This window comes from Streptomyces sp. TRD_SC_5, from assembly GCF_056836825.1.
Genome location: NZ_JBWZZS010000001.1, coordinates 507425 through 531747 on the forward strand (window position 1 = coordinate 507425; position 24323 = coordinate 531747).

The window sequence follows — 24323 nt, forward strand, 5'->3', positions numbered from 1 at the left end:
ACTTCCCCCGCGGGGCGCTTGCAGCTTAGCGCGTGGCCAGGGCCGTGCCGTCGCGGGCACGGCCCTGGCGGTGGTTGCGGCGCGGTCAGCTTTCGAGCTCGCGCAGGTACTTCCCGAACTTCTCCAGGCCGTCGACGTTGCGCGGTCCGCTGATGCCCTCGTTGTAGTCGAGGATGAAGAAGTTGTTCTTCTTGACGGCAGGCAGCTCCCTCGTGTGGGGCGACTTCTTCAGAAAGTCGATCTTCTTCTTGGCCGGCAGGTCGCCGTAGTCGAGGATGGCGATGACCTCCGGCTCGGCCTTCGCGACGGATTCCCAGTTCACCTGGGTCCACCGCTGGTCGAGCCCGTCGAAGATGTTCTTGCCGCCGGCGGCCTTGATGATGTCGTTGGGCGGCACCTGGTTGCCCGCGGTGAAGGGCTGGTCGGTGCCCGAGTCGTAGAGGAAGACCGGCACCGGATCGCCCTTGGGCGCCTTTGCCTCGACGGCCTCCACGCGCTTCTTCAGGCCGCCGACGACCTGATCCGCTTTGTCCTCGACCTTGAAGATCTTGCCCAGCCGATCGAGGTCGGTGTAAAGGGCCTCGAACGGGGTCGCCCTCTCGGGGTACTTGGGGTAGTTGAAGCAGCTCTCGGTGTGCATGAAGCTCTGGATACCGAGCTTGTCCAGGATTTCGGGGGTGATGCCACGCTCGTCCTTGAAGCCGGAATTCCAGCCCGCCACGACGAAGTCGGACTTGGCTTCCACGACGAGTTCCTTGTTGAGGAGATCGTCGCTGAGCATCTTCACCTTGGCGTACTCCGACGCCCACGGGGATTCGCTCACCGGCGGGTTGGCGGGCGGCATCACGTAACCGTGCACATGCTCGGTCAGGCCGAGGCTGAACAGCTTGTCGGCGCTGCCGCCCTCGTAGGCCACGGCACGCTTCGGCGTCGTGTATGCGACCGGCTCACCGCATCTCTTGACGGTGACCTTGTCGGACGCCTTGGCGTCCGCGTCGACTTCGGCGCCGCAGCCGCTGAGCAGCAGCGTGGCCGCGAGCGCGGAGCCGAGGGCGGCGCGCTGCCGCACCGAGCCGGGGGATCGGGAAATGGACATGCGTGGTGTTGCCTTTCACAGGGAGGAGGTGAGCGAATACAACAGCTGGGGATCACCCGTCAGCGGGTGGGAAACGATGCTGGCCTTGACGCCGAACACGTCGGCGACCAGTTCCGAGGTGAGAACGTCCTCGGGGGTTCCGGTGGTCACGAGCCGCCCTTGGGAGAGCACCCCGAGCCGGTCGCAGGCGGCCGCCGCGAGGTTGAGATCGTGCAGTACGACGAGGACGGTGAGCCCGGAGCCTCGAAGGAGTGAGAGCAGTTGGACCTGGTGGCGTACGTCGAGATGATTGGTCGGCTCGTCGAGCACCAGGATCTTCGGTTCCTGGACCAGGGCGCGCGCCAGCAGAACGCGCTGGCGCTCCCCGCCCGACAGCGTCAGCACTCCGCGGCGGGCGAGGTGACGGATGTCGAGCCGGTCCATCGCCCGTTCGCACAGTTCCCGCTCCCGCCGGCCGAGCGCCTGGTTGCCCCGCAGGTGAGGCGCGCGTCCGAGCGCGACGACCTCTTCGACCGTGAAGTCGAGTTCGACGGCGCCGTCCTGAGTCATGGCCGCGACCACTTGCGCGCTGCGGCGCATCGTCAGGCGGGAGACGTCGTCCTCGCCCACCCAGACGGTGCCGGAGCTGGGGCGAAGTGCGCGGTACACGCATCGCAGGGCGGTGGACTTCCCGCTTCCGTTCGGTCCGACCAGGCCCACGACCTGGCCGCTCTCCACCTCCAGGGACAGATCACGCACCAGGCTCTTGCCGTCGGTCACCACCGAGAGCGCGTCAAGTCTCAGATCCATGTCAACGGCCTCCGAACGTATAGCCCTTGCGGCGCATCAGAGTGATGAACACCGGCACTCCGACGAGCGCGGTGATGACGCCCAGGGGCAGCTCACGCGGAGCCACCAGCGTCCGGGACACCAGGTCGACCCACACCATGAAGATCGCGCCGGCCAAAGGCGCCACGGCCAGCACGCGGGCGTGGGTGGCGCCGACGACCATGCGCACGAGGTGGGGCATCACCAGTCCGACGAAGGCGATGGCACCACTGACGGCGACCATCACGCCCGTCACGAGCGAGACGAGCACGAGCAGGCCCTTGCGGTGCCGGTCGGGGCTGATGCCCAGACTCGCGGCGGTCTCGTCCCCGAGGGCGAGGAGATCAAGCGCCCGGCCGTACCGGTACAGCACGGCCAGCCCGAGAATCACGGCCACGGACACGACCGGAAGCGCGCCCCAGGTCGCGGCGCCGAAGCTGCCCATCGTCCAGTACAGGACCATGCTGGTCGCCTCGCTGTCCGGCGCGAAGTAGATGATCAGGCTCATCACCGCCTGGAAGCCGAGCGACATGGCCACGCCCGTCAGGACGAGACGCAGCGGCGAGAGCGCGCCCCGGCTGGAGGAGGCGACGTACACCAGGAACGACGCGACCAGGGCGCCGATGAAGGCACCGGCGGACACCGCGTAGATGCCCAGCGCCGCCAGGCCGCCGGTGACCGTGACGCCGACGGCGCCCACGGACGCCCCCGACGAGACGCCCAGGACGAAGGGGTCGGCGAGCGCGTTGCGCACCATCGCCTGGATGGCGACGCCGATCGCGCTCAGCCCGGCGCCGACGAGCGCCGCGAGCAGCACCCGTGGCGTACGGATCTGCCAGATGATCTGATACGTCGTCACCTCGTCCCCCGCGATACGCCCGCCACTGAGAGCCGCCCACAAATACCGGGCGGTCTCTCCCGGCGTGATCACGGCGGAGCCCAGGCCGATGGCCACGACGACGGAGGCGAGGAGGACGGCGACCAGTACGACGCAGGCGATCAACAGGCCCTTGCGGGAGGCGAGTCGGTCTTTCACGCCCGGAGCGGGTTCGGGGGGTACGTCGGCTGACCCGGCTGCGCCGGTGCTGACCGGCGACGGGGAGATCGCGGGCGGGGACATGGAGCGGGCCTTTCGCTTTCGACAATCGGAACCACGTTCAGTGGTGGACGCCACTTACGAGGACGCAGGTGTGCCGCCGGTCTCCCGCTGCTGCTCGCCCGGGCCCGCGCGAAGCACCAGGACGGCGGCCCCCAGCGCGGCGACGACCAGGGCACCGAAGACGGCGGCGGTGCCCGGATAGCCGGCGAGACCGAGGCCGGCGCCGCCCAATGCAGCGCCCACGAAGACTCCGAGGCTCTGGCCCGCCGCGTTGAGGCTCAGGGCCGAGCCGCGCAGCGAGCCGCAGCGCCGGACGAGGAGACTGACGCCGCACGCCGCCACGATCGCGTGGCTGGCCGCGTGCAGCGCGGTCAGCGCCAGCGCGAGCGGAAGCCAGTGTGTGAAGTAGAAGCCCACGACCGAAGCCAGGGCCACGACGAGGCCGATGGCCAGCATGCGTTCGGTACTGATCCGGGGTTCGCCGGCGTTCGTGATCCGCCCGGTGAGGAGGTTGCTCACGAAGAACGACGCGCCGCTCAGGGTCCATACGAACGCGAAGAGCGCGGGGTCGAGCTGGAAACGGTCGTCGTAATAGGCCGCCAGGTAGGCGAGGTAGCCCATGAACACGGCCGTACGCAACAAGGAGATGAGCAGCAGCGGCACCACGCCGCGGATCGCTCCCAGGGCCTTGAACGACGCGAAGTAGCTCAGGCGCTGCTCGCTCCCGGCGGCCTCGGCCTCCTTCTTCCCGCCCCGCACGAAGAAGACCACGCCGAGGAGGACCGAGGCCGCGGCGACCGCGACGAGATCTCCCTCCCACCCCCAGAACAGTGCGGGCAGGGCCACGACGGGCGCAGCGAGCATCGCGGTCATGGACTGCGTCGCCGTGACGAGGGTCGCCGCCCGGCCGGCGGCCATACCCGTGCCGAAGCGGTCGGCGGCCGCCGCGGTGAGGGCCGGGTTGAGTACGGACGTACTCGCGCCGATCAGCAGGCAGAACACGGCCAGCAGGACGAAGTCCCCGCTCGCACCCAACGCCGCCGACGCGCCGAGCGCCACGAGCCCTGCCGCGGCCGCCCACTCCTTGCGCACGCGGTCGATGAAGGGCGCCAGGGCCGTACCGACCAACAGGGCCGCCAGGCCGCCCAGTCCGCGCAGTCCGCCCATCGCCGCGACGCTGCTCCCGGCCTCGTCGGCGATCGGCACCAGGTACGTACTGAAGATGGTGAACGGCAGGAGGCCGACCGCGGAGGCCAGAAGGACCGGCCACAGGGTCCGGGCCATCCGCAGATCGCTCGGCAGCGTCTCCTCGGCCTCCTGGGGCTCCCGGGCCTCTCGGCCCTTGGCCGGGCCCTTGGCGTCGATGCTCACACCTCCTCCTTGCGCTCGGCGCGGTAGCGGTACATGAGCGTCGGGTCGGCGCTGAACTGGGAGAAGGGGAACGGCTCGGCGTTCAGGGCGGTGACCCCGGCGGGCAGGAACGCGCGGGCGACGGCGCTGCCGGTCTGCGCGTAGACGACCAGCGGCACGCCCTGCTCCCGGCAGTGCTCGAGGATGAGGTCGAACGTGCCGTTGCTGAGGGTCATGCCGGTGGCCACCACGGCGTCCGCTTCCTTGAGGACCTCGGTCATGTCGTCGGACACCTGCTCGCCCCACTGGGTGGTGCGCAGGTTCAGGTCGCAGGGCAGGCAGACGCCGCCCCGGTCGCGTATCGCCGCGACCAGTGGATTGACCACACCGATCAGCGCCACCTTCGCGCCGGGCTCGATGTCCAGCAGGCCGGCGATGGCGGCGTCGCGGGCCCGTGCCCGGACCTCCGGCGTACCCATGGGCAGTGTGACGGGCTCGGCGTTCGTGACGTCCCGGTGCGGCTGCACCTGTCCGAGGTAGGCGTCGAGCGCGGCAATGCGGACGGGCGTCGACTCGTTGCGGAGCAGCGTGTCCAGCGTGTGCCCGGAGGCGTTCTCGCAGAAGTCGGGGGCCAGTTCACCGGCCTCGAAGGAACAGGCGCCGAAGGACTGCCCGACCCGGAGCACCAAGTAGTGGTTGTGGTACGTGACCTGGCTCCCGGCCAGCCGAGTGGTGTGGTAGAGCCAGAACGCGCTGGTGACGGCCAGATCCCTGGGATCCGGGCCGTAGGCGCCGGACAGTACGGCGTCGGTCAGTTCCGCGACTGTCTGCGGCTTGGGGTGTGGCATGTGAGGTTCTCTCGTCGGAGTTGTCGGTGCTGTCAGATGGGTTCGGCCAACGGCGCGCCACGGCAACGGAGTTGCCGTAGGTGCTCAGCTCTCGGCCGACACGCGCAGGTCGGGCCAGGACGTGGTCGACCAGGGGTGCTTCAGCTCTTGGAGCGAGGTGATCTCGTGCGGCTTCAGGGTGTCGACGTCCTGGGCCTGGGCGTGCTTGGTGAAGGCGCTCTCGACGTAGCGGTGGCCCGTGTCGGCGGCGATGAAGACGTACGTACGGGAATCGTCTCTTCGGCGCTCCCACAGGGTGGCCAGGTAGGCCGCTCCGGTCGACAGCCCGGCGAAGATGCCACTGGCCTGGAGGAGACCGACCGCGCCGGACATGGCGTGGTCGAAGTTCACCCAGTGGACCCTGTCGTACAACTCGTGCCGGACGTTCTTGAACTCGATGGCACTGCCGATCCCGGCAATGATCATGTCCGGGTCCGCCACGTGCTCCGAGCCGAAGGTGACGCTGCCGAAGGGCTGTACGCCGACCAGGGACACGTCCCGGCCCGCCTCGCGCAGATACGTACCGATGGCGCCGGTCGAAGCCCCCGAGCCCACCCCGCCCACCAGGGCCAGTGGTCCGGAGGGCACCTCTTGGGCGATCGTTTCGGCCACGTCGCGATAGCCGTAGTAGTGGATGCTGTCGTGGTACTGCCGCATCCAGTGGTACGACGGATTCGCCTCCAGGATCTCGGCGATGCGCCGCACCCGCAGCTCCTGGTCGAGGCGCAGGTTCTTCGAGGGCCTGACCTGCTCCAGCGTGACACCGAGGATTTCCAGCTGCGCGCGAAGGGTCCGGTCCACCGTCGTTGAGCCCACGATGTGGCACTTCATGCCGTAGCGGTGGCAGGCGAGCGCCAGCGCCTGCGCATAGATGCCGCTCGAGCTGTCGATGAGCGTGTCACCGGTTTTGACGGCGCCGGACTCCAGGAGATGGCGAACTGCCCCCAGGGCCGAGTAGATCTTCATCGTCTCGAACCGCAGACAGACCAAGTCGGGCTGCAGGGATATGAGATCGGGCTTCTTGATCGCTTCGGCTATGTGTGTGTGCATACCTGGCTCTCCGTCAATCGGCTACGTGGCGGCGTGGGTGTGAGGCGGAGTGGGTGTGGCGGAGACGAGAGCATCACACCAACTGAAAATGATTGTCAAGACCGATTGACGTGACGGCCGCCGGACCGTGGCGCCGGACTTGCCCTCCGGGGGCAAGGTCAGATAGAAACGATTATCACTTTCACCTAGACCGGTGCCGCCCCCTCGAGAGGAGTTTCGTGAAGCTGTCCCAGGAGGTCGGGCCGCGACATCGTCCGCCGCGACGAGGACTGGCGGGAAAGGGAGTTGGAACGGGAGTCGGTACCGCCTTCGGGACCTTCGGCGAACTGCTCCAGGGAGTGCTGCCGGAGAAGGACGGGGACTTCCTGGTGACGCTGCCCGTCGCCAGGTGGTCGATGGCCGCCTTCCGGCAAGATCCCGGATCCGGTGACGTGGAGGTCCGGCCGTCGCACAAGCGCAAGGCACTCCGGCTCACACGCATGATCCTGGACGAGGCGCGGCAGCCGGCAGGAGGGCTGTTGACCGTCAACAGCATGATCCCGGAGGGCAAGGGACTGGCCAGTTCCTCCGCCGACCTGGTCGCGACCGCCCGGGCTGTGGGGCAGGCCCTGAATGTCCCCATGCCGGCCTCGCGGATCGAGCGGCTTCTGGCGCGCATCGAACCGACCGACGGCGTTCTCTACCCGGCGATCGTCGCCTTCCACCACCGCACCGTGCGCCTGCGCGCGGTCCTCGGGTCGCTGCCCGCCATGGGGGTGGTGGGGATCGACGAAGGCGGCTCGGTCGACACCGTCGACTTCAATCGCATCCCCAAGCCGTTCACGACAGCAGACCAACACGAGTACGCACGCCTGCTGGACGGCCTCGCCGACGCCATTCGCAAGCGGGACCTCGCGGAGGTGGGCAGGATCGCGACTCGCAGCGCTTTGATGAACCAGGCACTTCGCCACAAGTGGTCCCTGGACCCCATGCGTGAGATCTGCCGCGACGTCGGCGGACTGGGAGTGGTCGTCGGGCACAGCGGCACGACCCTGGGTGTACTGCTGGACGCCGAGGACCCCGCGTACACGCACCGCGTCACCGCGGCGGCGCAGGCGTGCACGGAGCTGGCGGGCGGCGTGGCCGTCTACCGGACCCTCAGTTTCCCCAACACCCTGTACGCGGGGTCAAGCCTTCCCGTTCCGGCGTGATCCCGGGCCACCACGCCATGGCGGGATTCTTCGGCCTGGCGACACAGGACCTGGAACCCCTTTGCATGGCCATGCGAAGTTATGCATACTCTTTCTATGTCTAAGGTCCTCACCTCCCTTCCCGCCGACGAGCGCGTCGGCATCGCCTTCTCGGGCGGCCTCGACACTTCGGTCGCGGTCGCGTGGATGCGCGACAAGGGCGCCGTCCCGTGCACCTACACCGCCGACATCGGCCAGTACGACGAGCCCGACATCGCCTCGGTGCCCAGCCGTGCGAAGACCTACGGTGCCGAGATCGCGCGCCTGGTCGACTGTCGCGCGGCGCTGGTCGAGGAAGGCCTGGCCGCACTCACGTGCGGGGCGTTCCACATCCGCTCGGGCGGGCGCGCCTACTTCAACACCACGCCCCTCGGCCGCGCCGTCACGGGCACCCTCCTGGTCCGGGCGATGCTCGAGGACGACGTACAGATCTGGGGCGACGGCTCGACGTTCAAGGGCAACGACATCGAGCGGTTCTACCGGTACGGCCTGCTCGCCAACCCCCACCTGCGCATCTACAAGCCCTGGCTCGACGCGGACTTCGTGACCGAGCTCGGCGGCCGCAAGGAAATGTCGGAGTGGCTTCTCGCCCACGACCTGCCCTACCGCGACAGCGCAGAGAAGGCGTACTCCACCGACGCCAACATCTGGGGCGCCACCCACGAGGCCAAGACCCTGGAGCACCTCGACACGGGCGTGGAGACCGTGGAGCCGATCATGGGCGTGCGGTTCTGGGACCCCTCGGTCGAGATCGCCGCCGAGGACGTGACGATCGGCTTCGACCAGGGCCGTCCGGTGACGATCAACGGTGAGGAGTTCGCCTCCCCCGTCGACCTGGTGATGAAGGCGAACGCCATCGGCGGCCGGCACGGCATGGGAATGTCGGACCAGATCGAGAACCGGATCATCGAGGCCAAGAGCCGCGGCATCTACGAAGCGCCCGGCATGGCCCTGCTGCATGCGGCGTACGAGCGCCTCGTCAACGCGATCCACAACGAAGACACTCTCGCCCAGTACCACAACGAGGGACGGCGCCTGGGCCGGCTGATGTACGAGGGCCGCTGGCTCGACCCGCAGGCGCTGATGATCCGGGAGTCGCTGCAGCGCTGGGTCGGCACGGCGGTCACCGGCGAGGTGCGGCTGCGGCTGCGGCGCGGTGAGGACTACTCGCTCCTCGACACCACAGGCCCGGCGTTCAGCTACCACCCGGACAAGCTGTCCATGGAGCGCACCGAGGACTCGGCGTTCGGCCCGGTGGACCGGATCGGCCAGCTCACCATGCGCAACCTCGACATCGCCGACTCGCGCGCCAAGCTGGAGCAGTACGCCGGGCTCGGCCTCATCGGCACCACCAATCCCGCCATCGGCGCCGCCCAGGCGGCCGCGACCGGGCTGATCGGCGCCATGCCGGAGGGCGGCGCCGAGGCCATCGCCTCCCGTGGCGAGGTCTCCGGTGACGACGAGATGCTGGACCGCGCCGCGATGGAGTTCGGCACGGACTGACCGGCCCCGCCGAGCGGAAGACTCGGCCCCCCGAAGGGGACGCACCAGCGGACAAGGCCGGCTCGGCGCCCACAGCGCCGAGCCGGCCTTGTCCGCTGGCCCGCACCATCAGCCCGACCGGGACGAGACCGTACTTCAGAGCTGTGCGGGGTGCTCGAACCATGTGGGTTCGTCGGTGATGGCCCGCTTGATCCTGTGGAGAGAGAACTCGTTCAGCTCCGGCAGCGCGTCCACCGAGAACCAGGCCACGTCCAGCGACTCGTCGTCGTTGACCCGTGCCTCACCGCCGACGGCCCGGCACCGGAAGGTGATGTCCATGTACTGGCACCGGTCGCCGTTCGGGTACTCGACCGGCTTCAGTGCCTGTACGAGAACGACGCGTTCCGCCACGCACTCCACGGCGGTCTCCTCGTACACCTCTCGTACGATCGCCGCCGCAGGCTGCTCCCCCGGCTCCGGGATGCCGCCGATGACCGACCACTTCCCGGTGTCGGCGCGACGGCCGAGCAGCACTCTGCCCGCCTCGTCGAAGATGATGGCGCTGACGCCCGGCAGGAAGAGAAGCTGGTGGCCCGCGGTGGCTCGGAGCTCGCGGATGAATTCGGGAGTTGCCATGGTCCGACCCTAATGGGCGCTCCTTGGCGCGGAACTCACACAGAGCTCATACGGACGTTCCCCGGCGCGCCCGTACGCCGCGGAACACGGCCCACCCGAGACCGCCGCCCGCGAGCACCACCAGTACGCCCTCCGGGATCGTACCGAGGCGCGTCGCGGGGGTCAGCGAGGAGCGCAGCGGCACCTCGGCGACCAGTGCGTCCGGCGTGAACATCCGTGTCTTCTGCACGGCCTTGCCGTCCGGCTGGATGACGGCACTGACTCCACTGGTCACGGGAACGACAACAGCCCGGCTGTGCTCGACAGCCCGCACCCTCGACATGGCGAGCTGCTGGTACGTCATCTCGCTGCGCCCGAAGGTGGCGTTGTTGCTGGGTACGGTGATGAGCTGGGCCCCGCCCGTGACGGTGTCGCGCACCGCCCAGTCGAAGGCTGCCTCGTAACAGGTGGCGAGCCCCACCTTGGTGCCCGCGAGGTCGAAGACGCCCACCTTGTCGCCGGGGCCGAAGTCCCTGCGTACCCGGTCGACGTCCGAGCTGAAGAGCCGTACGAAGGAACGCATCGGAATGTACTCGCCGAACGGCTGGACATGCCGCTTGTCGTACGTCGCGACAGGGCCGCGTTCCGGGTCCCACTCGATCAGGGTGTTGCGCAGCTTTCCCGTGTCCGGCGTGAGCACCGCTCCGACGACCGTCGGGGCGCCGATCGCGCGAACGGCGCGGTCGATCACCATGCGGGCATCGCTGTTGCGGTAGGGGTCGAGATCGGAGGAGTTCTCCGGCCACAGGACGAAGTCGGGCTGGGGCACCTTGCCGGCCTTGACGTCCTCGGCGAGCTCTTCCGTACGCCGTGCGTGGTTGTCCAGCACGGCCCGGCGCTGGTCATTGAAGTCGAGGCCGAGCCTCGGCACGTTGCCCTGGATCGCGGCGGCCGTCGCGGTGCCGTCCTGCGCGGAGTCGTCGACGAGCGGCAGGGCCGCAAGGGCCGCCGTGACCGGCACGACGACGGTCAGGGCGGCGATGGCCACGCCCCTGCGCGGCACTTGGCGGGTCGAGCGGTACGTGAGGAACTGCCGCAGTGCTTCGTAGAGCCCGAAGCCGCACAGCACGACCCCGAACCCGAGCACGGGGGTGCCGCCGACCGCCGCCAGCGGCAGGAAAACGCTGTCCGCCTGCCCGAAAGCGATCTTGCCCCAGGGGAAACCGCCGAACGGCACACGCGCGCGTGCCGCCTCACCCAGGATCCACACGGCCGCGCCCCACACCGGCCAGAGCGGCAACCGGGTCACCACGGCGATACCGACGCAGCACACCGCGACGAACAGCGCCTCGGCGGTGGCGAGCGCCAGCCACGGCACCGGGCCGACCTCCTCGCCCGTCCAGCTGAGCAGCGGCAGCAGGAAGCCGAGCCCGGCGAGGAAACCGAGTCCGAACGCGGCGCGCGCCCGGCGCCCGTACAGGCACCAGGCGAGCAGGCCGAAGCCGGGCAGTACCAGCCACCACAGCGGGCGCGGCGGGAAGCTCGCGTACAGGAGCAGACCGGAGAGAGCGGCGGTTGCGGGGGCCATGAGCCGGGCCGGCATTCGTCTTGCGCTTCTCCCGCGAGTGGTGGCATCGGAGTGCGGGGCCAGCTGTTCCGCGGGCTGGTCTATGGCGGTGGGGGTGGCGCTCACGAGGTGGAGTCTACGGCGGCCGGGCGGGGTCCGGAGAGTGCGGCCCGGCAGCGGAAGCAACGCTCCTGCGCAATCTGTCCATACACAAATCATTGCCCCTGCCATCGGCAACGCGCACAGCTGCACGGCCGTGCCGGCGCGATGCCGTTCCCGGGCACGGTGCCTACGCCGACGCGGGCGGGCGATAAAGCCCGTCCGGCGAAGCTCCCCGCACCACTGCCTCGGCGCAGAGGGGCGCGTACAGCCGCCGGTCGGGTCAGCTTCCGGCGATCTTGCCCGTGGCGGCGGCATGCAGGCGGGCTCGGATGATGCGTACCGCCGTTTCCGCGTCGTCGACGGTCACCGTGAAGATCCGGCCGTCACCCAGCCGCAGGACGACCCCCTCGCCTCTGCGGACGATCACGGCCATCCCTTTCCCGGGGCGCCAGCGGTAGCCCCAGCCGCCCCACTGCCGTGGCGTGACTCTCGGCGCGAACTCCGCCCGCACCACGTGGGCGAGCAGAATGCGGCGACGGGGCAGACCCATGTGGCCGCAGCGGATCTCGAGTGCGTCGCTGTCGACCTTGACCGCCACGTGAACGAAGGCCAGCGTGCCGAAGAGGATGAGCAGGCCGGCCGCCAGGCAGCCCACGACCGACATCACCAGCGGGGCGACGCCGGAATTCCAGGTCGAGTCGACGGCCAGCTTGACACCGAGCGCGAGGCACCCGGCGCCGACGGCCGCGAGCAGCCACTGTGCCCGGTTGGTCGCGCGTCCGGTCCAGATCACGGGAAGGGGCTCCCTGGTACGCCCCTCGCTGTGGAGGTGGTCCCTCATGCGTAGCAGCGTACTCACGTTCCGCGTTCCCGGCAGGGCCGAGCCGGGCGTCTCTCGGCCGGACGGCCGTCAGCGCGCGGCGTCGACCGTGTCCAGCAGGCGGCCTTCGGCGTACGCGAGGGCAGCGGCGGGCAGCGCCGCGGAGTCCCGGCCGCTGAGCAGCACCGTGAGACGGGCGCCCGGTGCGGCCGCGGGGGCAGGGCGGGCGCCGATGCGGCGCAGTGCCTGGGCGGCCACGGCTTCGGCGGATCCGTGGAGGACGACGGGCGGCAGGCCGTGCGGCTGAACGGCGGCGCGGATGCGCTCGGCGACCAGTTCGTAATGGGTGCAGCCCAGGACGACGGCCCTTACATCGCGCGGGGTCAGGACGGCGGCCGCCGCGATCGCCCGGTCGATGGCGGCCTCGTCGGCATGCTCAACGGCATCGGCAAGACCCGGGCACGGCACCTCGGTGACGGCGACTCCTTCGGCGAAGTCACGGATGAGGCCGCGCTGGTAGGGGCTGCCGGTGGTGGCGGGCGTGGCCCAGATGGCCACGGACCCGCCGCCGGCCGCGGCCGGCTTGATCGCGGGCACGGTGCCGATGACCGGAATGTCCGGCTCCAGCTCGGCGCGAAGTGCGGGAAGGGCGTGCACCGAGGCGGTGTTGCAGGCCACGATCAGCGCGTCGGGCCGGTGCGCGGCCGCGGCGAGCGCCACTTCGAGGGCGCGCTCGGTCACATCGGCCGGCGTGCGCGGACCCCACGGCATGCTGCCGGGAGCGGAGGAGAGAACCAAGTCGGCGTCGGGCCGCAGCCGGCGCACCGCAGCGGCTGCCGCCAGCAGGCCGATTCCTGAGTCCATCAGCGCGATCTTCACCCGGTCACCATAGTCGACCGCCCTCGCGCGGGCCCCGGGGTGGGGCAGACTGCGGCGGATGAGCGCTATTGCGTGGATTGCCGCCGGATCACTGGCCGCATGGGTGTGGCTGCTGCTGGGCCAGGGTTTCTTCTGGCGTACGGACCAGCGGCTGCCGCGCCGCGAGGAGCCCGACGTATGGCCGGATGTCGCCGTGGTCGTGCCGGCGCGCGACGAGGCCGAGGTGCTCCCCTTGAGCCTGCCGTCCCTCCTCGCACAGGACTATCCGGGGCGCGCGGAGATCATTCTGGTCGACGACGGCAGTGAGGACGGTACGGGCGCACTGGCGCGGGAGCTCGCCGGCCTGCACGGCGGGCTCCCGCTGACCGTCGTCTCCCCCGGCGATCCGGAGCCGGGCTGGACCGGGAAGCTCTGGGCTCTGCGGCACGGCATCGCGCTGGCCCGCGCGCGGGGGCCGGAGCGGGAACCGGAGTATCTGCTCCTTACGGACGCCGACATCGCGCACGCGCCAGGGAGCCTGCGCGAACTGGTGGCCGCGGCCCGTGCCAACAACCTCGACCTGGTCTCCCAGATGGCGCGGTTGCGTGTCGTCAGCGCCTGGGAGCGACTCGTCGTTCCCGCGTTCGTGTATTTCTTCGCGCAGCTCTATCCGTTCCGGTGGGTCAACAGAACGGGGGCGCGTACAGCGGCGGCCGCCGGTGGCTGTGTGCTGCTGCGGAACGAGGCGGCGGCACGCGCGCGCGTGCCCGAGTCGATCCGACAGGCGGTGATCGACGATGTGTCACTCGCCGGAGCGGTGCAACGCAGTGGGGGCAGGATCTGGCTGGGGCTCGCCGAACGGGTGGACAGCGTGCGCCCGTACCCGCGGCTCGGAGATCTGTGGCGGATGGTCTCGCGCAGCGCGTACGCGCAACTGCGGCACAGTCCGCTGCTGCTCGCGGGAACGGTTGCGGGGCTCGCGCTGGTGTATCTCGCGCCCCCGCTCACTCTCTGCGCCGGTGTTCTGTCGGTTGACGGTGTGGCGGCGTGGGCGGGCGGCCTGGCGTGGGCGGTAATGACCGCTACGTACCTTCCTGTGCTGCGCTACTACCACCAGCCTCTGTGGCTCGCTCCGCTGCTGCCGTTCACGGCTGTCCTCTATCTGCTGATGACCGTCGATTCCGCCGTACAGCACTACCAGGGGCGCGGCGCGGCATGGAAGGGACGTACGTACGCCCGTCCCGAAGCCGCGCCGGAGCGCTGAGCCGGCCTTCGGACGGCCCCTTCCCGCTCACTTCCTGCCGGGGGACCAGTTCATGCCCCACTCGTAGGCGTGGTCGATGGTGCGCTGCGGGCTGACACCGCGCTCCGGTACGAGATAGCGCGCTTCGCGGCGAACGGTCAGATCGCCGCCCTCGTTGGTGATGAGGGCGAGCGCCGCGACGGTGGACGGCACAGTGCACTCGTCGAGGGAGAAGTCGATGGGGGCTCCGTTCTGCGGCGAGAGCGTGACCGTGGCGTGCAGGTCGGCGAAGGAACGGGCCCCTTCGTAGACGGCGACGAAGATGACGACGCGGCGGAGCTTGTCCTTGTGGTCGAGGTTGATGGTCAGGTTCTCGCCGGTGCTCACTGATCCGGTGCGGTCGTCACCGTCGAGATGGATGTACGGCGGCTGCTGCAGCGAGCCGAAGGCGTTGCCGAGCGCCTGGACGACCCCCTTGCGGCCGTCGGTGAGTTCGTAGAGGGCGCACAGATCGAGGTCCAGGTCGCCGTGCATGGCGACGGCCCTGCCGAGCTTGGCCGCCCAGCCCGTGAACTGCTTGCGCACCTCCCAGTTGAGATTCACGCGCATCATGCCCGTGGTGCCGCCCTGCTTGGCGAGGGAGACGGCCGGGGCTTCCTTGGTGAGCGTGATCTTTGTGAGGCGCACGGGAGAGGCGGGAGAGGCGGGGGTGGCGGGCGTGGCGGGGGCCGGGGCTGCCACCGGCGCCGCAGCCGGTACCGACGTCTGCTGCTCGGGCTCGTCGACGCTGATGCCGAAGTCCCTGGCCAGCCCCTCGAGTCCGCTGTCGTAGCCCTGTCCCACGGCGCGGAACTTCCAGGCCCCCTGTCGCCGGTAGAGCTCGCCGAGGACGAAGGCCGTTTCGACGCTCGCGTCCTGGCTGTCGAAGCGCGCGATCTCCGTGCCGCTCGCGGCGTCCAGCACCCGGACGTAAAGGCCCGGCACCTGCCCGAAGTTGCCGCCGTCCGCCGAGGCCGCCACCACCACTGTCTCCACGGCGGCCTCCACCCGTGCGAGATCGACGGACAGCGTGTCCGTCAGAGTGTCCGCGGCGGGCGCCTTGCCGTCGTGCCGTACCGCGCCCGAGGCGTGCGCGGGCTGGTTGTAAAAGACGAAGTCCGCGTCCGAACGGACCTTTCCCGACACCAGCAGGAGGGCGGAGGCGTCGACGTCCGGCACGCCGGCGCCTGAACGCCATCCCAATTCGACGCGCACAGCCTGCGCCGGCACCGGCACATTGGTTCCTTTAAGCATGGACATGATCGCCCCCATCGCGACTGCGGATGTCTGAGGATTTCTGTACGGCCAACCTATTCCCCCGCGTTCTCCGAGCCCCGCGACGACGGTCCCAAGATCACTGGCGACCCCGGGTAACCCATGGCCAGCGCACTCTTTACACGATCCGAACGCCGCGCGGCGACCGTTTTTCCCAAGTTCGCTCGGATTAGGGATCCGCCGTCACTCGCAACTCGTAAAACAACCCTCTTATCGGGCTCCCCAACCAGAACATCTTCCGCTTAACTTAGGTGCCATGACCTCCCCCCGCGCCACCTACGGCGGCGGTTACTACTCCGCCCCGTCCTTCCCGGACACTCCGATCTACGACTCCCTCGTCGCGGAACGGGGCACGCCCCAGATCGCTCCTATCCGGGTGCCCTCGGCATACGACACCGGAAACAGCTATCTGCCGGCTCTCCCGGCGGCGCTTCCCGCACTTCCCGCGGCGCCTTCCTACTACGCCCCCAACCCTTCGTACGGCTATCCGCAGCAGGCAGCGCCCCAGCCGGCGCCGCTCCACCACGCGCCCGCGCCGTACATCCCGCAGCAGGCCTCGGGCCCGCGCGGGTACCCCGGTCCGCAGCAGTACCAGCAACAGCAGCCGCCGCGCCAGGCCGCCGCCACCGGGTACGAGGCGATGCGCCCCGCGGCGCCGCGCCCGGTTCCCGCGGCCACGCCGTACGACGACCCGTACAACCACCAGTACCAGGGCCGGGGGTACTGACCGGCCGTACGACTGTCCGACCCGGCTGGCAGGATTGGCCGCATGCCGAATTCGCTCGTCCATGCGGTCCATGTCTATCCGGTCAAGTCGGCGGCGGGTTGCGCGCCGGATGAGGTGAAGGTCGAGCCGTGGGGTCCGGCCGGGGACCGCAGATGGATGCTGGTCGACCCGGCCGGCAAGGTCGTCACACAGCGCCCGCAGCCGCGTCTGGCGCTGGCGCGTGCCGAGCCTCTGGCGGACGGCGGAATACGACTGTCCGCGCCCGGACGCGAGTCGCTGAGCGTGGCCGTGCCCGACCCGGTGGGCACGACAGGTGTGCAGGTCTGGAAGGACAAGGTCGAGACGGTGGAGGCGGACGCGGGGGCGCACGCCTGGTTCAGCGAATACCTGGGCACCGAGGTGCGTCTCGTCCATCTCGACGACCCGGCGCGCCGCCGTCCCGTCCGCCCGGAGTACGGAAAGCCCGGCGAGACCGTGAGCTTCGCCGACGCCTATCCCTTGCTGGTCACCACCCTCTCCTCGCTCGACGCCCTCAACTCCCTCATCGCGCAGGGCGACCACGCCGACGAGGGCCCGCTCCCGATGAGCCGCTTCCGGCCGAACGTCGTCCTGGACGGCACCGCCCCCTGGGCGGAGGACGACTGGAAGCGGATCGCGATCGGCGACGTCACCTTCCGTGTCACCGAGCCCTGTGCCCGCTGTGTCGTCACCACCACCGACCAGCGGACGGCCGAGCGCGGCAAAGAGCCGTTGCGTACGCTCGCCAGGCACCGGCGCTCCGGCGACAAGTTGCTCTTCGGGCAGAATCTCGTGCCGGAAGGGACCGGGTCCGTCCGTGTCGGTGATCCGGTGAGAATCCTCGAACAGGCCTCCTGACCGTGGGAACTCACGGAGGCGACGGACGCGCCCGCAAAGGGGGCGCGGAAGGGGGTGCGGGACGTGCGGACGGCAGTCGCGGTGTGGCGCCGGCGACACAGCCCCCTGTGCCGTAGGACCGATCTGGCCGAGGCATGGGTGACCCTCGCGGTCGTACTGCTGATCACCGTCGCCGCCCCGGCCGCGGGGTGGCTCTGCGGCACGCTCACCCATGCGGCACTGCGGGAGTCGATGCGCCTGCAGCACGAGCAGCGCCACCGGACGACGGCGTCCGTCGTCCGGGCCGCACCCGAGCCGGCCATGATTCCCGACCCCGAGTTCGCCTCGGAGCGCGCGACGCACACCCGGGTCGTGGCGAACTGGACGGCGTACGACGGCACCCGGCACACAGGGACGGTGACAACCACCCAGCGGGCCGCACGGCCGGGCGACCGTTTCCCCGTGTGGACGAACGAACAGGGCGAGGTCGTCAGCCGCCCCATGGACGACGCCACGGCCTCCACCCACTCCGCCATCGCGGGCATCGGCGCGGCAGCGGCGACGGCGGCGCTCTTCGAGGGCGGCAGGCGCCTGGTCGTATGGCGGCTCGTGCTGCGTCGGTACGCCCGGCTGGACCGGGCATGGGCGAAGACAGGTCCCGACTGGGGACGTACGGGCGCGGGCAGCTGAGAGCCTGCCGGCGGTCCTCGGACATGCCCTCGGGCACGGCTGACCGGTCAACTCCCGTCGCCCGCGCGCGCTACGGTGGAGCGGCCAGTACGACAGCAAGTGAGCACAAGGTGGGGGCACAGCAACGCCATGGCACAGGGCACGGTCCAGGTGACGCACACCGGCACATCGCGGTGGCGGCGCCGCACAGGCGAATACGCCTCCCTCGCCGCAGCCCTGGAGGCCGCCGGGGAAGGTGACGTGCTCACTGTCGCCCCCGGAACGTACCGGGAGAACCTGGTCGTCGAGCGCGCCGTGACCCTGCGCGGCCCCGAGGGGACGGTCGGCTCGGTGCGGATCGCCCCCGTGGACGGTGTGGCGCTGACCGTGCGTGCCTCCGCCGTGGTCCAGGACCTCTACATCGAGGGGCAGGACACTGCCTCTCCCGCCCTGCTCGTCGAGGACGGCACCCCCGAGCTGGTCGATCTGCGCATCGTGACGCGCTCCGCCGTGGGCATCGAGGTGCGCGGCGGGGCCCGGCCGACCGTGCGCCGCTGCACCGTCGACAACCCGGCGGGCATCGGCATCGGTGTACTGGAGGGCGCGGGCGGGGTGTTCGAGGAGTGCGAGGTGGTCGCGGCCGGCCAGTCGGGCGTCTCGGTGCGCGGTGGCGCGCATCCACGTCTGGAGCGCTGCCGCGTCCACCACACCTCGGGCGCGGGGCTTTCCGTGAACGGCGAGGGCAGCGGCCTGGAGGCCGTCGGATGCGAGGTGTACGAGGTCAAGGGCACCGGCGTGCAGGTCGCCGCCCGTGGCTCGGCCCATCTCACCGACTGCACGGTGCACCGCACCTCGGCCGACGGCGTCACCCTCGACACCGACGCCGTGCTGACGCTCTCCGACTGCGACATCCATGACATTCCCGAGAACGGTATCGATCTGCGCTCGCGCGCGGTCCTCACGCTGACGCGTTCCACGGTGCGCCGGTTCGGCCGCAACGGGCTGTCCGTCTGGGACCCCGGTACGCGCGTGGACGCCAACCAGTGCGAGATCCACGACAGTACGGGCGACTATCCGGCCGTCTGGATCAGCGACGGCGCGACCGCCGTTCTGGAGGGCTGCCGGGTGCACGACGTCCCCGACGCGCTCTTCGTTCTCGACCGCGGCTCGCGCGCCGATGTCGTCGACAGTGACCTCTCCCAGGTGCGCAACACGGCGGTGTCCGTGAGCGACGGCGCGACCGCGCAGCTCGACGACTGCCGGATCCGCGAGGCGTCGACCGGTGCGTGGTTCCGTGACCACGGCAGCGGCGGCACGCTCTCGGGCTGCACCATCGACGGGGCACAGACCGGTGTCATCGTCACCAAGGGCGCCGACCCGCGCATAGAGCGCTGCACGGTCACCTCGCCGGCGGAGGCGGGTTTCTACGTATCCGCCGAGGGCCGCGGCACCTTCCACGGCTGCCGGGTGACGGGGAGCAGCGGTTACGGCTTCCACGTGATCGACGGCTGCCGTACGACGCTGACCCGGTGCCGTACGGAGCGCTGTGCGCGCGGTGGTTACGAGTTCGCCGAGGACGGGCCGCTCGTCGAGGACTGCACGAGCGACGAGAGCGGCGTGCGGGCGTCGGTCCCGGAGGCTCCCGCCGTGCTGACCGCGACGCAGACCACCGGGCTGCTCGGCGCGGTCCCCGGACAGCGCGCCACAGAGCCCCAGGCGTCCCCTGCGGGGGACGCGGAGCCGGTCCGTACGTCAAAGGCCGTGCTCGGTGAACTGGACGCCCTGGTGGGCCTGGAGAGCGTCAAGCGTGAGGTGCGCGCCCTCACCGACATGATCGAGATCGGCCGCCGGCGCCTGGAGGCCGGCCTCAAGGCCGCCTCGGTCCGCCGCCATCTGGTCTTCACCGGCTCCCCCGGCACCGGGAAGACCACGGTCGCGCGCCTGTACGGTGAGATCCTGGCCTCGCTCTCGGTGCTGGAGCGCGGTCATCTCGTCGAGGTGTCCCGGGTGGACCTGGTCGGCGAGCACATCGGCTCGACGGCCATCCGTACGCAGGAGGCGTTCGACCGGGCGCGCGGCGGTGTGCTGTTCATCGACGAGGCGTATGCCCTGTCCCCGGAGGACTCGGGACGCGACTTCGGCAAGGAAGCCATCGACACGCTGGTGAAGCTGATGGAGGACCACCGGGAGGCGGTCGTCGTCATCGTCGCGGGGTACACGGCGGAGATGGAGCGCTTCCTGAACATCAACCCCGGCGTCGCCTCACGCTTCTCGCGCACCATCACCTTTTCCGACTACGCCCCCGAAGAGCTGTTGCGGATCGTCGAGCAGCAGGCCGAGGAGCACGAGTACCGGCTGGGTACGGGAACGGCCGAAGCTCTTCTGAAGTACTTCACGGCGCTGCCCAAGGGACCCGCGTTCGGCAACGGCCGCACCGCGCGTCAGACCTTCGAGTCGATGGTGGAGCGGCACGCCGGACGGGTCGCCCGGCTCACCGAGATGAACACGGACGACCTGACCATCCTCTACCCCGAGGACCTGCCCGGACTTCCCTGATCGAGCGGGGTGCCGGGCCGCTGCCCGGGCACCGCGCACGGCGGCAGCCGCTCGAGCAGTGCGGTCCTTTCCCGGTCGAACGCGGGATCCGCCTGATACTCGGAATGACCGAGCACGGGAGCGGGCAACGGCTGTTCCCTGGTACGTCCGTAAGCGAGCGGGTCCTTGAGCGCCGCGTGGTCCACATCGGGCCCCTGTCCGCCCTTCACGTGAACGGGCCCTCCTATGGGGTCGGTACGACGCCACAGGTTCCGCCAGCAGTGGACTTCCTGACTCAGGGCTTCGAGACAGGCGGTACCGAAGAACGCCGGGAACCAGCGCCCGTACAGCCGCTCAAGGGGCGATCCGTACGTGAGCAGAGCGACCCGGCGCCTGGTGCGCGGCGGCAGCTGCCAGACAGCGGCCGCCGACAGCACACTGCCCTGCGAGTGGCCGGAGATGACGAGCCGTCCGCCCGTACGATCGGTCCAGCTGGCCATCCGCCACGTCAGGTCGGGGACGGCCCGCTCCGCGTAACAAGGCGGCGCGAAGGGGTGGGCGGCGCGCGGCCAGAAGGTGCCCACGTCCCACAGGATGCCGATGGTGCGGCGGGCCGCGGGGTCGCGGTAGGCGCGGCGGCCCCAGGTGACGAAGAGTATGAAGCCGAAGCCGATCAGCCAAGAGCCGAGTGCCTGTGCGGCCTGGGCGGCCGACGCGACGAAGTCGGGGGTGCCCGCCGCCGCTCTGCCCGGCACCTTCCCGGTCGCCCAGGCACCGACGAGCGCGGCGGCGCCGAGCAGCAGCGTGGCACTCGAGGTGACGCCGAGGATCGCGGGCCCCCGGTCGGTGAGCGCGGCCATGGCGCGGGTGCGGGCGATACGGCGGGTGCGTACGGCGTCGGGTTCGGCGTCCGGGTACTCCGCCTCGATGCCGTCGGCCATCGCCCGCCGGTCGCGCCATGTGCGTACGGCGAGGAACGCGACCATCGCCACCAGGACGAGCAGCAGAGGCGGGATGACGGAGGCCTGCCAGGTGAGCAGCACCGGGGGTCCTGCGATGGTGCCGCCGGGCTCCCCCGGCGTGCCCGCTCCGTCGAGCCAGTCGGCGACACGCTGGGCGACGCCGCCGCTCATGACGCCGCCCAGCGCGCAGGCGAGCATGGCCGTGGCGGGACCGCCGAGTCCGCGCATCGCCGTACGCGCGTCGGGAACCCTGCGGTACATGGTGAGCGCGACAGCGGCGAGCGCGACGACCAGGCCGCCCTGGGTGAGGACGATGATGCCGAAGGTACGGTCGCCGGGGAGCCTGCCTTCGGAAATCCAGCCGGGGCGGGACCAGGCGGCGTACAGCACCGTCAGGGCCAGCAGGGCGAGCGCGGAGCCGGGCAGCAGGGTGGTGACGGCCCGGTCGAGTCTTACGTCGAGGCGGCTTTCGCTGCGGCCCCTGCGGCAGACCACCCAGACCACCACGGCGGCCCCGGCGAGCAGAGCCAGTTCGAGCAGCCAGCCGATCGCTTCGAGGAGCGGTCCGGAGGCGCGGCGGTCGTAGCGGGCGCCCGCTCCGGCCAGGGCGGCGGCGACGGTGAGGAACCCGGCGGCGGTGTGGGCGGCGCGCAGCCGGGACACGAGGCGGCGGCCGTACCAGAAGCCGGGCATGCCGAGGGCGGGGGTGGGGGCCGGCTCGTCGGGGTCGGGCTCGGCGCCGGCGGGCAGGGGGCGCTGGGACTCGTACGCGCTCCAGGTGCGGTTGGACAAGTACCAGAGCAGGACGGTCAGCGCGGCGGGTACGACGGCGGCCAGGGCGAGGCGCCGGCCCGGCTGCGCCCACCAGCCGTCCTGCGCGGTGGACAGGAAACCGAGCCACGACTTGTCGCCGGAGCAGCGGGAGGAGCCCGCGCACTGCCAGGCGGTGAGGTCGAGCGCGACCTCGCAGGCGGCGGCGATCAGCAGCACGGTGAGGCTGAGGGCGAGGAGCCGTACCAGCACGCCGTACATGCGCACGGTCTTCGTGAGGCCGCGGGTGGTGGGCTGCATCCAGTGGGCGAGGTTGGCGACCATGAAGGGCAGCAGGAGCAGCCACAGGGCGCGGCTGCCGTTGCCGGAGGTGAGGTTGCACCAGACGTACGCCTCGGGGACCGGCCGCTCGCGGGGCTCGCTGCCGCCCGGCTCGCCGGTGTGCTCGGCTTCGGCGTCCTCGCTGCGGCGGTATATGGCGGCGGTCTCGTCGCCGGTGAGGCGGACCGTACGCGGATCGCCGAGCATCTCCTGGGGGGTGGTGCCGCCGACCCCGTGGACCAGGAGTTCGAGCGCGGCTGTGCCGTCGTCGTCGCGAGGCGGTGTGACACGGGGCACTTCAGTGGCTCGCTCTCGTGGTGGGAGGATCTGGAGGGCCGTCTTCCGCGCACGGCGCGGCCGCTCAAGGATCCCGGATCATCGGCAGCCGTGGCACGGCTCTCGCCGAATCTCACGGAATCTCCCCCGGAGGACGGCTGCCGCGCACCCGTGCGAGGATGAGCCACCCCCACGCCTGTACGCCGAAACGAAGGGACCGGACCGACCGTGACCGACAGTCAGAACCTCCTCGCGGAGCAGCGTCGTGCCTTGATCCTCGACGAGGTCAGGCGGCGCGGCGGTGTCCGGGTCCAAGAGCTGACCAGGAAGCTCAACGTCTCCGACATGACGGTCCGCCGGGACCTGGACGCGCTGGCGCGGCAGGGTGTCGTGGAGAAGGTGCACGGTGGTGCGGTGCCGGTGGTCGAGGCGAGTACGCACGAGCCCGGCTTCGAGGCCAAGTCGGGCCTGGAGCTGAGCGCCAAGGAGGACATCGCCCGGACGGCCGCGGCGATGGCGGTGCCCGGCAGTGCGATCGCGCTGTCCGGCGGTACGACGACGTACGCGCTCGCCCAGCACCTGCTGGAGGTGCCGGACCTGACGGTGGTGACGAACTCGGTGCGGGTCGCCGACGTGTTCCACACCGCGCAGCGCGCGGGTGGCGGGAAGGGTCCGCGCCCCGGATCGGCCACGGTCGTGCTCACCGGCGGCGTACGGACACCGTCGGACTCGCTGGTGGGTCCGGTCGCCGACCAGGCGATCCGCTCGCTCCACTTCGATGTGCTGTTCCTCGGGGTGCACGGGATCTCGGTCGAGGCGGGGCTCTCCACCCCGAATCTGGCGGAGGCGGAGACGAACCGTCGTCTCGTGCGGTCCGCGCGGCGGGTCGTCGTGGTCGCGGATCACACCAAATGGGGCACAGTGGGCCTGAGTTCCTTCGCGACACTCGAAGAGATCGACACCCTGGTCACGGACGGCGGGCTGTCCGACGAGGCCCGGGACGAGATGGCTGAGCATCTGCCGGACCTTGTCGTCGCGGGCGAGTCCCAGGTCCGGGACACCGGCTCGGCAGACATCTGACGGCGCGCCAGTTATCGTGTGCGGGCTTGGCCGGACCTGGCCCGGGCTTGGCCGGGCCTGGTCCAGCGGGCCGGTCCCGCCGGCCCGGTCGTCCACCACCGAACCAGCTGGGGGTACAGGTCCCATGGCACGCCGACTCCGCCCCGTGCAACTCGACTTCGTCCGGACCGCTCCGACGCGCCTGGTCTTCGCGGCCGACGTGTCCGCGCCGCCGGAAGCCGTCTACCGGGCACTCGCCGAGGACGTCACCGGCTGGCCGGCCTGGTTCGGCGCGGTGACGATGTGCCGGCCCACGGAGGGCGGCTCCGGGCGCGAGGTACGTCTCAAGGGCGGCATCCGCTTCCGGGAGACGATCCTCGCCACAGAACCCGGCGAGCGGTACGCGTACCGCGTCGACGTCACCAACGCCCCCGCCCTGCGCGCCCTGTTGGAGGAGTGGCTGCTCACTCCGGCCGGCACGGGCACACGGGTGCAGTGGACGTTCGCGGCGGCAGGCCCGGCGCCGCTCAGGCCGGCGCTGCGCCTGGCCCGGCCGGGCCTGGGACGGGCCTTCCGCGACGCGGCGCGCGGCCTCGACCGGCGGCTGGCTTCCGCGCCCGCCTAAGCGT

General features: G+C 70.6%; 21 protein-coding genes. 9 read left to right on the top strand and 12 right to left on the bottom strand.

The features are described from left to right. Positions 1-85 precede the first annotated feature (85 nt). The 6 genes from AC1P0E_RS02375 to AC1P0E_RS02400 all read right to left on the bottom strand — a co-directional run bounded on the left by AC1P0E_RS02375 (position 86) and on the right by AC1P0E_RS02400 (position 6289). Entirely contained in the window at positions 86-1096 is a 1011-nt protein-coding gene (locus AC1P0E_RS02375; protein ID WP_482740473.1) for an ABC transporter substrate-binding protein, read from the bottom strand. A 15-nt stretch (positions 1097-1111) separates the two neighbouring features. Further along, positions 1112-1885 carry an ABC transporter ATP-binding protein gene (locus AC1P0E_RS02380; protein ID WP_482740474.1) on the bottom strand — a complete coding sequence of 258 codons (774 nt, stop codon included), beginning with the start codon at positions 1883-1885 and terminating at the stop codon, positions 1112-1114. Between the two features lies 1 nt (position 1886). Beyond that, complete coding sequence (locus AC1P0E_RS02385) at positions 1887-2906, bottom strand: FecCD family ABC transporter permease (RefSeq protein WP_482745628.1); 1020 nt, start codon at positions 2904-2906, stop codon at positions 1887-1889. 171 nt (positions 2907-3077) lie between these two features. Next, positions 3078-4373, bottom strand: coding sequence for an MFS transporter (locus AC1P0E_RS02390; RefSeq protein ID WP_482740475.1), 1296 nt, complete (start codon positions 4371-4373; stop codon positions 3078-3080). Continuing rightward, on the bottom strand, positions 4370-5200 hold the full coding sequence (locus tag AC1P0E_RS02395) for a Rossmann-like domain-containing protein (protein WP_482740476.1): 831 nt from the start codon (positions 5198-5200) through the stop codon (positions 4370-4372). The genes AC1P0E_RS02390 and AC1P0E_RS02395 overlap by 4 nt, the downstream gene beginning before the upstream one ends. A gap of 84 nt (positions 5201-5284) precedes the next feature. Continuing rightward, a complete protein-coding gene (locus tag AC1P0E_RS02400) occupies positions 5285-6289 on the bottom strand; it encodes a pyridoxal-phosphate dependent enzyme (protein WP_482740477.1) in 1005 nt (334 codons plus the stop codon). A gap of 218 nt (positions 6290-6507) precedes the next feature. Between AC1P0E_RS02400 and AC1P0E_RS02405 the strand changes: the two genes are divergently transcribed. Together AC1P0E_RS02405 and argG are read left to right on the top strand one after the other, a co-directional pair. After that, positions 6508-7479, top strand: coding sequence for a GHMP family kinase ATP-binding protein (locus AC1P0E_RS02405; RefSeq protein ID WP_482740478.1), 972 nt, complete (start codon positions 6508-6510; stop codon positions 7477-7479). A 96-nt stretch (positions 7480-7575) separates the two neighbouring features. Then, the gene (gene argG, locus AC1P0E_RS02410; protein WP_482740479.1) at positions 7576-9021 is read left to right on the top strand and encodes an argininosuccinate synthase; all 1446 of its coding nucleotides are present in this window, start codon (positions 7576-7578) and stop codon (positions 9019-9021) included. A 135-nt stretch (positions 9022-9156) separates the two neighbouring features. Here argG and AC1P0E_RS02415 read toward each other — a convergent pair whose 3' ends face one another. The 4 genes from AC1P0E_RS02415 to AC1P0E_RS02430 form a co-directional block, all read right to left on the bottom strand. Further along, positions 9157-9636, bottom strand: a complete 480-nt coding sequence (locus AC1P0E_RS02415; protein ID WP_482740480.1) for an NUDIX hydrolase — start codon at positions 9634-9636, stop codon at positions 9157-9159. A 46-nt stretch (positions 9637-9682) separates the two neighbouring features. Then, the gene (gene lnt, locus AC1P0E_RS02420; RefSeq protein WP_482740481.1) at positions 9683-11308 is read right to left on the bottom strand and encodes an apolipoprotein N-acyltransferase; all 1626 of its coding nucleotides are present in this window, start codon (positions 11306-11308) and stop codon (positions 9683-9685) included. 256 nt (positions 11309-11564) lie between these two features. Further along, positions 11565-12125, bottom strand: coding sequence for a hypothetical protein (locus AC1P0E_RS02425; protein WP_482740482.1), 561 nt, complete (start codon positions 12123-12125; stop codon positions 11565-11567). Positions 12126-12194: 69 nt separating this feature from the next. After that, positions 12195-12983, bottom strand: coding sequence for a glutamate racemase (locus AC1P0E_RS02430; protein WP_482740483.1), 789 nt, complete (start codon positions 12981-12983; stop codon positions 12195-12197). A 58-nt stretch (positions 12984-13041) separates the two neighbouring features. On the opposite strand from AC1P0E_RS02430, the gene AC1P0E_RS02435 reads away from it, so the two are divergent. Continuing rightward, positions 13042-14226, top strand: a complete 1185-nt coding sequence (locus AC1P0E_RS02435) for a glycosyltransferase (RefSeq protein ID WP_482740484.1) — start codon at positions 13042-13044, stop codon at positions 14224-14226. Positions 14227-14253: 27 nt separating this feature from the next. On the opposite strand, the gene AC1P0E_RS02440 is transcribed toward AC1P0E_RS02435, so the two are convergent. After that, positions 14254-15498, bottom strand: a complete 1245-nt coding sequence (locus AC1P0E_RS02440; protein WP_482745629.1) for a TerD family protein — start codon at positions 15496-15498, stop codon at positions 14254-14256. A 277-nt stretch (positions 15499-15775) separates the two neighbouring features. On the opposite strand from AC1P0E_RS02440, the gene AC1P0E_RS02445 reads away from it, so the two are divergent. From AC1P0E_RS02445 to AC1P0E_RS02460, 4 genes are all read left to right on the top strand, one after another. Next, positions 15776-16246, top strand: coding sequence for a DUF6643 family protein (locus AC1P0E_RS02445; RefSeq protein ID WP_482740485.1), 471 nt, complete (start codon positions 15776-15778; stop codon positions 16244-16246). Positions 16247-16288: 42 nt separating this feature from the next. Further along, positions 16289-17122: an MOSC domain-containing protein gene (locus tag AC1P0E_RS02450; RefSeq protein ID WP_482740486.1), complete on the top strand. Its 834-nt coding sequence runs from the start codon at positions 16289-16291 to the stop codon at positions 17120-17122. Between the two features lie 63 nt (positions 17123-17185). Beyond that, complete coding sequence (locus tag AC1P0E_RS02455; RefSeq protein ID WP_482740487.1) at positions 17186-17791, top strand: Rv1733c family protein; 606 nt, start codon at positions 17186-17188, stop codon at positions 17789-17791. Between the two features lie 129 nt (positions 17792-17920). After that, complete coding sequence (locus AC1P0E_RS02460) at positions 17921-20326, top strand: right-handed parallel beta-helix repeat-containing protein (RefSeq protein WP_482740488.1); 2406 nt, start codon at positions 17921-17923, stop codon at positions 20324-20326. Here the strand turns inward: AC1P0E_RS02460 and AC1P0E_RS02465 are convergent. Further along, a complete protein-coding gene (locus tag AC1P0E_RS02465; RefSeq protein ID WP_482740489.1) occupies positions 20296-22656 on the bottom strand; it encodes a hypothetical protein in 2361 nt (786 codons plus the stop codon). The two genes, AC1P0E_RS02460 and AC1P0E_RS02465, sit on opposite strands and share 31 nt — an antisense overlap. Before the next feature lie 207 nt (positions 22657-22863). On the opposite strand from AC1P0E_RS02465, the gene AC1P0E_RS02470 reads away from it, so the two are divergent. Next, positions 22864-23715 (top strand): DeoR/GlpR family DNA-binding transcription regulator, encoded by an 852-nt coding sequence (locus tag AC1P0E_RS02470; RefSeq protein WP_482740490.1) that lies wholly within the window; start codon positions 22864-22866, stop codon positions 23713-23715. Positions 23716-23839: 124 nt separating this feature from the next. Beyond that, complete coding sequence (locus tag AC1P0E_RS02475) at positions 23840-24319, top strand: SRPBCC family protein (RefSeq protein WP_482740491.1); 480 nt, start codon at positions 23840-23842, stop codon at positions 24317-24319. The last annotated feature ends 4 nt before the right edge of the window (positions 24320-24323 follow it).

What these genes read in the sequence shown, in the direction of transcription:
- AC1P0E_RS02375 (WP_482740473.1), bottom strand. Translation starts at nt 1,096, where the DNA reads ATGTCCATTTCCCGATCCCCCGGCTCGGTGCGGCAGCGCGCCGCCCTC.
- AC1P0E_RS02380 (WP_482740474.1), bottom strand. Translation starts at nt 1,885, where the DNA reads ATGGATCTGAGACTTGACGCGCTCTCGGTGGTGACCGACGGCAAGAGC.
- AC1P0E_RS02395 (WP_482740476.1), bottom strand. Translation starts at nt 5,200, where the DNA reads ATGCCACACCCCAAGCCGCAGACAGTCGCGGAACTGACCGACGCCGTA.
- AC1P0E_RS02400 (WP_482740477.1), bottom strand. Translation starts at nt 6,289, where the DNA reads ATGCACACACACATAGCCGAAGCGATCAAGAAGCCCGATCTCATATCC.
- argG (WP_482740479.1), top strand. Translation starts at nt 7,576, where the DNA reads ATGTCTAAGGTCCTCACCTCCCTTCCCGCCGACGAGCGCGTCGGCATC.
- AC1P0E_RS02415 (WP_482740480.1), bottom strand. Translation starts at nt 9,636, where the DNA reads ATGGCAACTCCCGAATTCATCCGCGAGCTCCGAGCCACCGCGGGCCAC.
- AC1P0E_RS02425 (WP_482740482.1), bottom strand. Translation starts at nt 12,125, where the DNA reads ATGAGGGACCACCTCCACAGCGAGGGGCGTACCAGGGAGCCCCTTCCC.
- AC1P0E_RS02435 (WP_482740484.1), top strand. Translation starts at nt 13,042, where the DNA reads ATGAGCGCTATTGCGTGGATTGCCGCCGGATCACTGGCCGCATGGGTG.
- AC1P0E_RS02440 (WP_482745629.1), bottom strand. Translation starts at nt 15,498, where the DNA reads ATGCTTAAAGGAACCAATGTGCCGGTGCCGGCGCAGGCTGTGCGCGTC.
- AC1P0E_RS02445 (WP_482740485.1), top strand. Translation starts at nt 15,776, where the DNA reads ATGACCTCCCCCCGCGCCACCTACGGCGGCGGTTACTACTCCGCCCCG.
- AC1P0E_RS02450 (WP_482740486.1), top strand. Translation starts at nt 16,289, where the DNA reads ATGCCGAATTCGCTCGTCCATGCGGTCCATGTCTATCCGGTCAAGTCG.
- AC1P0E_RS02460 (WP_482740488.1), top strand. Translation starts at nt 17,921, where the DNA reads ATGGCACAGGGCACGGTCCAGGTGACGCACACCGGCACATCGCGGTGG.
- AC1P0E_RS02475 (WP_482740491.1), top strand. Translation starts at nt 23,840, where the DNA reads ATGGCACGCCGACTCCGCCCCGTGCAACTCGACTTCGTCCGGACCGCT.